General features: G+C 62.6%; 12 protein-coding genes and 1 pseudogene. 6 read left to right on the top strand and 7 right to left on the bottom strand.

Annotated elements, in window-relative coordinates:
• Window positions 1-68 precede the first annotated feature (68 nt).
• The 3 genes from ACWTU7_RS20790 to rpmB all read right to left on the bottom strand — a co-directional run bounded on the left by ACWTU7_RS20790 (window position 69) and on the right by rpmB (window position 1,865).
• The gene (locus ACWTU7_RS20790) at window positions 69-743 is read right to left on the bottom strand and encodes a spermidine synthase (protein ID WP_455840029.1); all 675 of its coding nucleotides are present in this window, start codon (window positions 741-743) and stop codon (window positions 69-71) included.
• A gap of 62 nt (window positions 744-805) precedes the next feature.
• Window positions 806-1,486, bottom strand: a complete 681-nt coding sequence (locus ACWTU7_RS20785) for a queuosine precursor transporter (protein WP_455840028.1) — start codon at window positions 1,484-1,486, stop codon at window positions 806-808.
• A gap of 82 nt (window positions 1,487-1,568) precedes the next feature.
• The gene (rpmB, locus tag ACWTU7_RS20780; RefSeq protein ID WP_006328411.1) at window positions 1,569-1,865 is read right to left on the bottom strand and encodes a 50S ribosomal protein L28; all 297 of its coding nucleotides are present in this window, start codon (window positions 1,863-1,865) and stop codon (window positions 1,569-1,571) included.
• Window positions 1,866-2,123: 258 nt separating this feature from the next.
• Here rpmB and ACWTU7_RS20775 point away from each other — a divergent pair, with 258 nt between their 5' ends.
• The 3 genes from ACWTU7_RS20775 to ACWTU7_RS20765 are packed head-to-tail and all read left to right on the top strand — an operon-like array spanning window position 2,124 to window position 4,511.
• The gene (locus ACWTU7_RS20775) at window positions 2,124-2,912 is read left to right on the top strand and encodes a DUF3108 domain-containing protein (RefSeq protein ID WP_455840027.1); all 789 of its coding nucleotides are present in this window, start codon (window positions 2,124-2,126) and stop codon (window positions 2,910-2,912) included.
• 43 nt (window positions 2,913-2,955) lie between these two features.
• Window positions 2,956-3,843 carry an aromatic amino acid exporter YddG gene (gene yddG, locus ACWTU7_RS20770; RefSeq protein WP_455840070.1) on the top strand — a complete coding sequence of 296 codons (888 nt, stop codon included), beginning with the start codon at window positions 2,956-2,958 and terminating at the stop codon, window positions 3,841-3,843.
• The gene (locus tag ACWTU7_RS20765; RefSeq protein ID WP_455840069.1) at window positions 3,843-4,511 is read left to right on the top strand and encodes a lysoplasmalogenase family protein; all 669 of its coding nucleotides are present in this window, start codon (window positions 3,843-3,845) and stop codon (window positions 4,509-4,511) included. The genes yddG and ACWTU7_RS20765 overlap by 1 nt, the downstream gene beginning before the upstream one ends.
• Before the next feature lie 159 nt (window positions 4,512-4,670).
• On the opposite strand, the gene ACWTU7_RS20760 is transcribed toward ACWTU7_RS20765, so the two are convergent.
• The 3 genes from ACWTU7_RS20760 to gloB are packed head-to-tail and all read right to left on the bottom strand — an operon-like array spanning window position 4,671 to window position 6,200.
• Window positions 4,671-4,970, bottom strand: a complete 300-nt coding sequence (locus tag ACWTU7_RS20760; RefSeq protein WP_455840026.1) for a hypothetical protein — start codon at window positions 4,968-4,970, stop codon at window positions 4,671-4,673.
• The gene (locus tag ACWTU7_RS20755) at window positions 4,967-5,392 is read right to left on the bottom strand and encodes a cupin domain-containing protein (protein WP_455840025.1); all 426 of its coding nucleotides are present in this window, start codon (window positions 5,390-5,392) and stop codon (window positions 4,967-4,969) included. The genes ACWTU7_RS20760 and ACWTU7_RS20755 overlap by 4 nt, the downstream gene beginning before the upstream one ends.
• 40 nt (window positions 5,393-5,432) lie before the next feature.
• Window positions 5,433-6,200 (bottom strand): hydroxyacylglutathione hydrolase, encoded by a 768-nt coding sequence (gloB, locus tag ACWTU7_RS20750; RefSeq protein WP_455840024.1) that lies wholly within the window; start codon window positions 6,198-6,200, stop codon window positions 5,433-5,435.
• Between the two features lie 300 nt (window positions 6,201-6,500).
• Here gloB and ACWTU7_RS20745 point away from each other — a divergent pair, with 300 nt between their 5' ends.
• The 3 genes and pseudogenes from ACWTU7_RS20745 (at window position 6,501) to ACWTU7_RS20735 (ending at window position 10,225) form a co-directional block, all read left to right on the top strand.
• Window positions 6,501-7,277, top strand: a complete 777-nt coding sequence (locus ACWTU7_RS20745) for a class I SAM-dependent methyltransferase (RefSeq protein WP_029348626.1) — start codon at window positions 6,501-6,503, stop codon at window positions 7,275-7,277.
• A 119-nt stretch (window positions 7,278-7,396) separates the two neighbouring features.
• Window positions 7,397-9,224 (top strand): annotated as a pseudogene (locus ACWTU7_RS20740) (ABC transporter ATP-binding protein/permease).
• A 200-nt stretch (window positions 9,225-9,424) separates the two neighbouring features.
• The gene (locus tag ACWTU7_RS20735) at window positions 9,425-10,225 is read left to right on the top strand and encodes a DUF1194 domain-containing protein (protein ID WP_455840068.1); all 801 of its coding nucleotides are present in this window, start codon (window positions 9,425-9,427) and stop codon (window positions 10,223-10,225) included.
• Between the two features lie 88 nt (window positions 10,226-10,313).
• Here the strand turns inward: ACWTU7_RS20735 and metW are convergent, their stop codons facing one another.
• On the bottom strand, window positions 10,314-10,928 hold the full coding sequence (gene metW, locus ACWTU7_RS20730; RefSeq protein WP_065008548.1) for a methionine biosynthesis protein MetW: 615 nt from the start codon (window positions 10,926-10,928) through the stop codon (window positions 10,314-10,316).
• Window positions 10,929-10,982 lie beyond the last annotated feature (54 nt).

Genomic DNA, 10,982 nt, shown 5'->3' with positions numbered 1-10,982 from the left:
GATTGGCTGATGGCGAGGCTGCCGTCTCGAGCTCTTCGATGTTCGCAGCTTCGCAAAGAGAATTCGGCCTATTGCTCGTTGGTCGCGATCCAGATGACGTGGCGGGCGCCGCGCTTGCCATTGGCGCGGACCCTAACTTCCTCGACCGAGAAGCCCGTCTGCTTGAGTCTGCGGGTAAAGCCGCTGTCGGGCCCCTGCGACCAGACCGCCAGCACGCCGCCGGGCTTGAGCGCTGCTCTCGCTCTGTTCAACCCGGCTATACTGTAAAGAGCGTCATTGGCCCCGTGGACAATCGCTTCCGGCCCATTGTCGACGTCGAGCAGGATGGCGTCATAGGTTGCCACGTCCAACTTGATGAGCCGTCCGACATCCGCCTCGCGAACGGTCACGCGCGGATCGTCGAGACAGCCACCGAACACCGAGGCCATCGGGCCGCGCGCCCACGCCACGACGGCGGGTACCAACTCGGCGACAACAATGCCGGCGTCGGCGCCAAGCTCGGCAAGGGCGGCGCGCAGCGTGAAGCCCATGCCCAGCCCGCCGATCAGGATTTTCGGCTGCCGCCGACCGGCAATCGTTTGGCAGGACAGCCTGGCCAGCGCTTCCTCGGAGCCGCTGAGGCGGCTGTTCATCAGTTCGTTCGAGCCGAGCATGATCGAGAATTCGGCGCCGCGTTGTTTCAGGCGAAGCTCGTGGTCGCCGTCAGGCGTATTCGCGCTATCGAGCTGGACCCATGGGATCATGCTCGAGACCCTGTGAGCATGATCTTTTCCGAAAACCGGCACCCACTCTCAGGGATCATGGTCTATGCCGCCAGTGCCGGCTGGCTCCAGCGGGCGGCAAGCAGCCGGTAGGGGATCAGCGCCACCACGGCGATGATCAGCTTCACGCCGAGGTCGCCGAGCGCCCATGACACCCAGCGCATGGTCTCGACCGGCAGCACGCCCATCAGCGGCGCGGTTTCAAGCGCGAAGCCATCGTTCGGGCCAGCGAAGGCGAAGGCCGCTGAAAAGGCGACGGTGAAGAACACGGCGGTGTCGAACACCGAGCCGACCAGCGTGCCGACGATCGGCGCCCGCCACCAGCTCTGCCGGCGCAGCCAATTGAACACGGTCACGTCGAGCAGTTGCGCGATCAGGAACGCGGTGCCGGAAGCCGCCGCAATGCGCACCAGCCGGTCGGCGGCCGTTTCGAACTCGATCAGACCGTAGCGGAACAGCAAGGGCGGCATGACGACCGAGCAGATCACCGCCGCCGTGAAGCCGACAAACACGATCCGGCGCGCCACGGCCGGGCCGTAGCGGCGGTTGGCAAGGTCGGTGACCAGGAAGGAGAAGGGATAGGTGAAGGCGCCCCAGGTCAGAATGTCGGCCAGCGACAAGCCGCCGATCGCACCTTCCAGCGGGAACTGCACAAGGATGTTCGACGCCACCACGACAAGCGCCATGGCCGCAACAAAGGGCAGGTAGCGGGAGAAAAAACTCATTTTTTTATCCTGGGTAATGGAACCAGCGGGGTGTCATGCCGAGTTCGGACGACACTCCTTGGAAGGCGGTTGCCTGAAAAAATTAAGCGGCAGGCTGTTCGGCAAGTTTCTTGGCGATCTGCTTCTTCAGCAGGCGGGCGCGCTGCGACAGCTCCTTGGCGTCGGCCTTGGCCAGGAACGCATCAAGGCCGCCGCGATGCTCGACCGAACGCAGCGCGTTGGCCGAAATGCGCAGGCGCACATTCTGGTTCAGCGCTTCCGAGATCAGCGTCACATTGACGAGATTGGGCAGGAAGCGACGCTTGGTCTTGTTGTTGGCGTGGCTCACATTGTTGCCGGACATAACTGCCTTGGCAGTGAGTTCGCAGGTGCGGGACATGGTTCTAAACCTTCAGTTCTCGGTCTGGCCAAACATTCGACCCGCGCCGGTTGGCGCGCGGTTTCGGTCAGGCGGCCTTATGGAAAAAGTTGGCGTTCCATAGTTGCATTTCGCCGATGCGTCAAGCTCCGGCTTGCGCACGGGTGTGACGACGCCTTTTCACATAAAGGCCGGAATTCAGCCTATAAGCGGTCGCACAACGAGATGCCAGGCCGGAGTTGTCCGCTTCCGCTGAAAAATCGAGGATCGATCCCCGCCATGCTTCGTTCGTCTCTTGCTCTTCTTGCCTCGCTTGCCGTTGCACTGCCGACGGCAGCGTCTGCCGCCACGCCACAATCCTTCAAGGGCGAGTATACGGTATCGATCCTCGGCCTCTCGGTGGCGAAAGCAACCTTTTCCAGCAGTTACGAAGGCGATACCTATTCGATCGACGGCAGCGTCTCCAGCGCCGGCCTCGCCACAATCTTCGACGACACACGCGGCACGGTCTCGTCAAAAGGCAAGATTTCGGGCAAGCAATTGCAGCCTGAAGCGTTCCGCGCCGACTACAAGTCGGGCGAGAAGGCCTCGATGATCGATATCCAGTTCGCCAATGGCACTGTTATCGCGACGAAGGTCGTGCCTGCGCCGAAGAAGCGCAATCCCAAAAATTGGATACCGCTGGGCGCCAGCCATCTCGCGTCGGTGCTCGATCCGATGGCCGCCACCGTCATCCATGCCGATAGCCTCGACAAGGTCTGCGGGCGCACGGTGAAACTCTATGACGGCGAGATGCGCGCCAATCTGACGCTGACATACTATTCGAAAGGTTCGATCTCCGTGCGCGGCTACAAGGGCGAGACCGTCACCTGCAGGCTGGGCTTTGAGCCGGTGGCGGGGTACCGCAAGAACCGCAAAGCTTTGAAGTACCTGAAGGATCGCAGCCGCATCATGGTGACATTTGCGCCGGTCGGTCAAACTGGCGTATATGCGCCGATCCACGCCACCGTCAGCACGAAAATCGGCACTCTCACCGTCAGCGCGGAGCGGTTCGAAGCAACAGAATAGGCGCGATCGCGCGCCGCCAGAAACAGGCATGAGGCCGACGGACATGGGGCGCGCAACACTGATCGGCTTCTCAGCGATCGCCATGTGGGCGCTGCTGGCGCTGCTTACGGACGCTTCCGGTGCGGTGCCGCCATTCCTGCTTTCGGCGATCACCTTCACGATCGGCACCGGCGTCGGGCTCGTCGCGCGGCTGTTCATGCCGGCCGCCGCCAACCGGCAGAAGATACCGCCGCAAGTGTGGGTGATCGGCATTGCCGGCCTGTTCGGCTATCACTTCTTCTACTTCACTGCGCTGCGCAACGCGCCGGCGGTGGAGGCGAGCCTCATCGCCTATCTGTGGCCGCTGCTGATCGTGCTCGGATCGGCGCTGATGCCGGGCGAGCGGCTGGCCTGGAACCATGTCGTCGGCGCGCTGCTCGGGCTTGCCGGCACTTTCCTGATCGTCACCAAGGGCGGCGGGCTTGCCTTCGACGCGCGCTATGCATTTGGCTATGCGATGGCTGGCGTCTGCGCCGTGCTGTGGTCGGCCTATTCGCTGCTGTCGCGGCGCTTCCCGTCGGTGCCGACCAGCGTCGTCACCTGGTTCTGTGCGGCCACGGCAGCACTTTCCCTTGTCTGCCATCTGATGCTGGAAGAGACGGTGCTGCCTGTCGGCGCCGGCCAGTGGCTGGCCGTGCTCGGCCTCGGCCTGATGCCGGTGGGCGCGGCCTTCTACGCCTGGGACATAGGCGTCAAGCGCGGCAACATCCAGGTGCTGGGCGCGGCGAGCTATGCCGCGCCGCTGCTGTCGACGCTGGTGCTGATATCAGCCGGTTTCGCCGAGCCGTCCCTGCGCATTCTCGCCGCCTGCGTGCTGATCACCGGCGGGGCAGCACTTGCGGCGAAATCGCTGTTCTTGCGCAAGCAGGCAACTGGCGAGGCTGGGGCGTGATGCCGTTTCCCGGCGGCATTGACGCCAACGCCAATGCGACGCTGCTGTTTTCGCTGGTGGCGGCGGTGATCTACGCCTTCATCATCGACATGCCGCCGACGCTTGCGCGTTCTGCGGTCAAGACGCTGGCCGTGGCAATGCTTGCCGTGCTGGCCTCGCTGCAGGGCGGTCCGTGGCTGCTCGTAGCGGCACTGGCGCTCAGCGCCGTCGGCGACGCGTTCCTGTCGCGCGACGATGAAAAGGCTTTTCTCGGCGGGCTGGCCAGTTTTCTCGTCGCGCATGGGCTTTACATCGCGCTGTTCCTGCGTTCCGGCGGTGGGATCGGGCTGCTCTCGGCCGAGCCGTGGCGCGGGTCGATTGCCCTGGCAATGGCCGTGTTCGCGCTCGCCATGCTTTTTTCGCTCTGGCGCCGTGTCGGCCCCGCCTTGCGCCTTCCGGTCAGCGTCTATATCGCGGCAATCCTCGCCATGGCGATTTCAGCCCTGACGCTGAGCAATATCTGGGTCGTCGGCGGCGCCGTGCTGTTCATGGCGTCCGACGGGCTGCTCGCCTCGGAAAAGTTCCTGCTGATCGCCGTTTCGCCACACCGCGCCTTGATGCGCTACGCGGTCTGGATGCTGTATTACGCTGCGCAGTTGTCGATCACGATGGGTTTCCTGTTGGGGTAGGATCAACGCAGAGAGACGTCCAAGGCTGATCCTCTAAGCTCTTGCAAAAATCATACCTACAGGATTGATCGGGACCGACGAGTCCGAATTGCAAGAAATGGCGCTCAATCGGGCGGGTCAGCGCTAATTGACCGCCCGGATTCGGCTACCTGCTGCTCATTACCTCAACATGGAACGCAGTGTCAGGTAAATCATGCATAAGAATCCGCCGAATGCCACGACAAAAATCATGAAGAGCAAGCGCTTCTGAAGCGTCGGAAGTTGCTTCCATTCCTGAAACGTCATCCAGGACCAGAAGATCAAATAGGCTGCACCGAACACGGACACTAAAAAGAGCGCTACAAAGATGCTCTTCGGATAAATAGGGCGCAACAGAAGACCTGCTATACAAATCGCGACGCAGGCGGCAATGAGCGCCTTGTTCCGCGCAGGAAGCCGATGATCATTCATATCGATCATGCCCCAGGCTGCCAGCCCGGTTCGGCCAGCTCGAAGGCGGCGAAATCGAAGCCCGGAGCCACGGTGCAGCCGACCAGCGTCCACTCGCCCAGGCTGCGTGCCGACTGCCACCAACCTGCCGGCACGACGATCTGCGGCCGCTCGCCCGCCGCCAGTGCCGTGCCGAGCACCTGCTCGATCACCGGCCCGTTTTCCCCATGCATCGACAGCGCCAGCGGCGCGCCGGCATAGAAGTGCCAGACCTCGGCCGCGTCCTTGACGCGGTGCCAGGCCGACACTTGTTCCTGCTCCAAAAGAAAATAGATCGCGGTCGAATGGCCGCGCGCGTCTTCCGTGCCATCGCGGAAGGTTTCGGCATACCAGCCGCCTTCCGGATGCGGTTTCAGGCCGAGCGTTGCGATGATTTCGGCGGAACTGGTCATTGGCCCCAGTACGTCACGGTTTCCAGACCATCAATGGTGCTCAGAAATTGTCCTTGCGCTTGCGAATTTCGGCGAACACTTCGGCGTCGGAGGCGTTCTCCAAGCCGAGATGCTTGCGGATTGCCGGATCGTGCCAGCGCAGGAACGGATTGGTCGACAGTTCCTCGCCGATCGTGGTCGGCAGCGTCGGCTTGCCGTCGGCGCGCAGCGCCTCGATTTTCGCAGCGCGCTCCTTTAACGCCGAATTGGTCGGGTCGACGGTCAGCGCGAAGCGGGCGTTGGACAGCGTGTATTCATGGCCGCAATAAACGACCGTCTCGGCCGGAAGTGCCGCGAGCTTTTTCAGCGAATCGTACATCACCGGCGGCTTGCATTCGAACAGCCGCCCGCAGCCGAGCGCGAACAGCGTATCGGCGGTGAACGCCACTTTCGATCCCGGCAGATGATAGGAGACATGGCCTGCCGTGTGGCCGGGCGTGGCGATCACGTCGATCCTCTCCTCGCCGAGGTGGATGACCGAACCCTGCTCGACGGTTTCGTCGATGCCGGGGATCTTGGCCTCTTCCGCTTCCGGTCCGACGATGCGCAGCTTGAAGCGCTCCTTCAGCGCCAGATTGGCCTCGACATGGTCGACATGGTGATGGGTGGTCAGGATCATCGTCGGCGTCCAGCCGGTACGCTCGATCGCAGCCAGGATCGGCGCCTCCTCGGGCGCGTCGATGATCGCGGTCTGGCCGCTTTTGGGGTCATGCACCAGCACGCCGAAATTGTCGCTGCGGCACATGAACTGTTCGATTTCAACCGGCATAGCATCTCTCCACTAGAGCGGTTCGGCGTTTCACGGAAACGCCGAACTGCTCTATCTCGTTGTTTTTGCGCAATTCCGGACGGAAACCGTTTCACACTTTTCCTGGAATTGCTCTAGAGCGCCGTACGTCCAGTTGGACGCACAAAGAACGCTCTAACACCTTTATCTGCTGCATCGTGCTTTCCGAAATCGAAATCGATTTCGGGCCGATGCAGTAGTCGCGGCAGACATAGGGCGCTTGCCCGCGGATGTCATCCGCCTTTGTTGAACTTGGACAGCATCGAAGATAGCGTGCCGCGCATGCATTCCGATATCGTCGACCTTCGCTCCTTCTATTCGACCACGCTCGGGCGATTGGCCGAACGCTCGATCACCATGGCGTTGTCCTCGATATGGGCTGTTGTGCCCAATGAGCGGCTGGTCGGCCTCGGTTACACCTTGCCGTGGCTGGAGCGGTTCGGAACCGACGCGGAGCGTGTCTTTGCCTTCATGCCGGCAACGCAAGGCGCGGTGGTCTGGCCGGCCACGGGGCCGACCGCAACCGCGCTGGTCTTCGATGAGGAATTGCCGCTGGTCGATGCCTCCATCGACCGCATGCTGCTCGTCCATTCACTCGAACATGCCGAGAACCCGCGCGAGACGCTGAACGAAATCTGGCGGGTGCTGTCGCCCGCCGGCCGCGTCGTCATCGTCGTTCCCAACCGGCGCGGTGTCTGGGCCCGTTTCGAGCATACGCCGTTCGGCAGCGGCCGGCCCTTTTCGCGCGGCCAGCTCACCGAATTGCTGCGCGAAGCAAACTTCACGCCCGCCGCCTGGTCCGACGCCCTGTTCTTCCCGCCATCGCGGCGACGCTTCATGATGCAGTTCCACAATGTGCTGGAGCGCGCCGGCCGCAGGTTCTGGCCGATCTTTTCCGGCGTCATCGTGGTCGAGGCGCAGAAGCGGCTCTATCAGGGCGTGCCGGTCGTCCAGCGCGCATCTCGCCGCGTCTTCGTGCCGGTTTTCTCGCCGCATGGCGCCACAAGGCTCGGCCGGATATCGCCGACCGGGAAGGCGACATTGCCGAGCCGTCGATGACATTTTCGTGATCGGGATCGAGCTTATTCTCACCTATCTGTCGAGGGCGGGTTTGCTACCCGAATGTGTCGACATGTTCACCGGTTTCAGCACCGCTTGCGAATTCAAGGACTTCACCAATGGCTGATCATCCGGATGTAGAGGCCAGCGCCAAGCCGGTTGCCGCGTCGATCGAGGCCAGCAGCTTGCGCGACCAATTGGCGACGATCAAGCTGGCGCTGGGGACATCGCCGATCCGCAAACACCTGCTCTGGGCGTGCGTCGGCATTGTCGCCGTCATTGTGGCAACGTCGATCGGGCAGGTTCTGCTCAATCGCTGGAACGAGCCCTTCTACGACGCGCTGGCTCGGCGCGACATGCAGGGCTTCCTGCACCAGCTTCTGGTCTTTGCCGCCATCGCCGGCGGACTTGTGGTGCTCAATGTCGGCCAGACCTGGCTCGACCAGAGGATCCGGCTGAAGCTGCGTGAGGCGTTGACCCTCGATCTGATCGGTGAATGGATGCGGCCGGCGCGCGCCTTCCGGCTCGCCAACGCCGGCGCCATCGGCGTCAACCCTGACCAGCGCCTGCAGCAAGATGCCGGACATCTCTCCGATCTTTCCACAGGCCTCGGCATAGGGCTGCTGCAGTCGTTGATTTTGCTTGTTTCGTTCGTCGGCGTCTTATGGTCGCTGTCTTCTGGCTTCGTCTTCCATATCGGCGGCTATTCGCTGGCCATTCCGGGCTACATGGTGTGGGCCGCGATCCTCTATGCCGGTACCGCCTCCTGGCTGAGCTGGCTCGTCGGACGGCCGCTCATCCGCTTCAACAGCGACCGCTATACGCGTGAAGCGGAGTTGCGCTCCTCGGTGGTCCGCGTCAACGAGAATGTCGATGCCATCGCGCTTGCGCACGGCGAAGCCGACGCGAGACGACGGCTCGAGCTCGACCTCGGCACGGTACTGGGCGCGATGCGGCGCATCTACAGCGCCCAGATCAATCTTTCCTGGGTGACCGATACCTATGGCTGGATCACTGTCGTCGCGCCGATCCTCGTCGCCTCCCCGGTCTATTTCGCCGGCGATATCAGCTTCGGCGGGCTCATGATGGCTGTCGGCGCCTTCCAACCAGGTGCATGCCTCGTTGCGCTGGTTCATCAACAATATCGGCGGCATCGCCGATTGGCGCGCCACGCTGATGCGCGTCGCCGATTTCCGCATCGCGCTCGTTGAAACGGACGTGCTGCACGACACCGAAGAACGCATCACGATCGGCGAAAACCCGAATGGCAAGCTGACATTCGAGAACCTCGAGGTTGCGTCGCGGGATGGATGTACGAAGCTCGCCAAGCCCCATGTCGAAATCCGCGCGGGCGAGCGCGTCATGATCACTGGAGATCCGCGCGCCGGCAAGACGCTGTTCTTTCGGGCCATTGCCGGTCTGTGGCCGTGGGGAAGCGGGCGGATCGGCATGCCGGCCGGAGAGGTGCCCGCCTTCGTTCCCCGCAAGCCCTATTTCCCGCTCGGCACGCTGCGCGAGGTGCTCAACCACGCCGATGCCGCGGTCAGCGACGCCGAGATCTCGGCGGTGCTTGCCGAGGTCGGTCTTGGGCGTCTGTCGTCCTCGCTCGACCGCTCGGCGCGCTGGGAGCGCGAATTGAGCGATGACGAGCAGCGCCTGCTTGCCTTTGCCCGGCTGGTTTTGCGGCAGCCGAAATGGGTGATCATCGACGAGGCTTTGGACACGTTCGACGGCGCGACGCTGAGTCGGGTGCTGTCGATGCTGGAGGCGCGTCTTGCCGACGCCGCGATCCTCAACCTTGGCCGGAGCCAGCAGAACATTGAATTCTTTCCGCGCTCGTTGGCGATCGTGAAAGACGTCGACCGACCGGCTCTCAAGCCAGTCCGTGTCAGGGCCGGCGCGATCGAACCACCCCCGGCCGTCGCCGCAGCCTACCAAGAGACGTAGCCGGCGATACGCAGCCAAGCTTTATTTCGCCGTGATCGCGGCGAAAGATTGCCGGCATCGTGCGGAAGCTCGCGGCGTTGGACCCATGCTTGACGCGCTTAAAACGCGTCCCCTTGAAGAGATTCATGCGACACGTTTTAAGCCTTTGTTTCTATGCATGTCGTTACCCCAAAACCGCTTCGCACTTTTGGGCGACATGCATTAGCCTGCTTGCCTGCCTTGCCTGCGCCCAGGCAGCACCACTGGCCGCGCCGGCCGATACCATTGCAGTGGACGTCGAACTGGTGCTGGCGGTCGACATTTCGCACTCGATGGACGAAAGGGAATTCGCCCTGCAGCGCGCCGGCTATGTCGAGGCGCTGCGCCACCCCGACTTCATCAATGCGGTGCGTTCGGGTGTGACCGGCCGCATCGCGCTGGCCTATTTCGAATGGGCAGGCACCGTCCGCGACGATGCGGTCATTGCCTGGCAGGTCATCGATAACGCTGAGAGCGCCGACGCATTCGCCGACAAGATCGAGGCGCGCGCGTTCAGGAGCTTTCGCGGCACCTCGATTTCCGGTGCGCTCGGCTTCGGCGCCAAGCTTTTGGATGGAGGCGCTTTCGAGGCGACGCGCAGCGTCATCGACATTTCAGGCGATGGTCCCAACAATACCGGGATGCCCGTTACCACGACACGCGACGCCGCGGTGGCAAAGGGTATCGTCATCAACGGCCTGCCGATCCTGATCAGCCCGTCGCCCAGCTTCAGCCATCTCGACCAATACTATGCCGAGTGCGTTACGGGCGGGCCTGGGGCTTTCGTGCTGCCGGTCTATGCCGCTTCCGAATTCGTGACCGCCATACGCCGCAAACTGATCCTAGAGGTCAGCGGTGTTGCCGGTCCTTGGGCCGATCGTGGACCGATCCGGGTCGATGCGGCAACACCGGTCGACTGTTTGCAAGGCGAGCGCGACCGGCGGTTTTTCTCCGATCCGTATTTTCCGCAACTTAATCGCTAGCTGGTCGATGAATGGCGATCAGTCCTACACCCATGGTCTTCGGACCCGGGCAGGCCGAGCGCCATATTGGCCGAAGAAGCGACGGCCGTTATCGCCTCAGCAGGAACACCGCTTGCTGGCCAAAGAAATTCCAGAACCACCATGGCATCGAGAGGCCGATTTTCTGGCCATTGGCGTCAAGCGCGGTTGCCCTTTCCACCGTTGCGCCGAGCTCCTCGCAGAGATTGACGAAGTCGCGGATGGTGCAGAAATGGATGTTGGGTGTGTCGTACCAGGAATAGGGCAGGTCCTTGGTCACCGGCATCCGCCCTTCGAGGAACAGCGAAAGGCGCACCCGCCAGTGGCCGAAATTGGGGAAGGAGACGATGGCGTGTTTGCCGATCCTGAGCAATTCGTCGAGCACCAGCTTCGGGTTGCGGGTCGCCTGCAAGGTTTGCGACAGGACGACGAAATCGAAACCCTTGTCGGGATAGAATTTGAGGTCCTTGTCGGCGTCGCCCTGGATGACGGACAGGCCGCGCGCCACGCATTCGTTGACGCCGCGCTGCGACAGTTCCATCCCGCGGCCGTCGACCTGCTTCGTCGCCTGCAGCAATTCGAGCAGCAGGCCATCGCCGGAACCGACGTCCAGCACCCGCGACTGCGGCGGGATGAGATCGGCGACGACTTCGAGGTCGACGCGCTGGGCGTGGTTGACACTCATGATCTCGCCTTTTGCCTGGCGCATGATCCTGATCCGAAAAGTCTGCAACTTTTC

The sequence above is a fragment of the Mesorhizobium sp. BHscii genome (assembly GCF_053848065.1).
The sequence above is the reverse complement of the archived record's forward strand: the minus strand, read 5'-3'. Positions and strand labels throughout refer to the sequence as shown.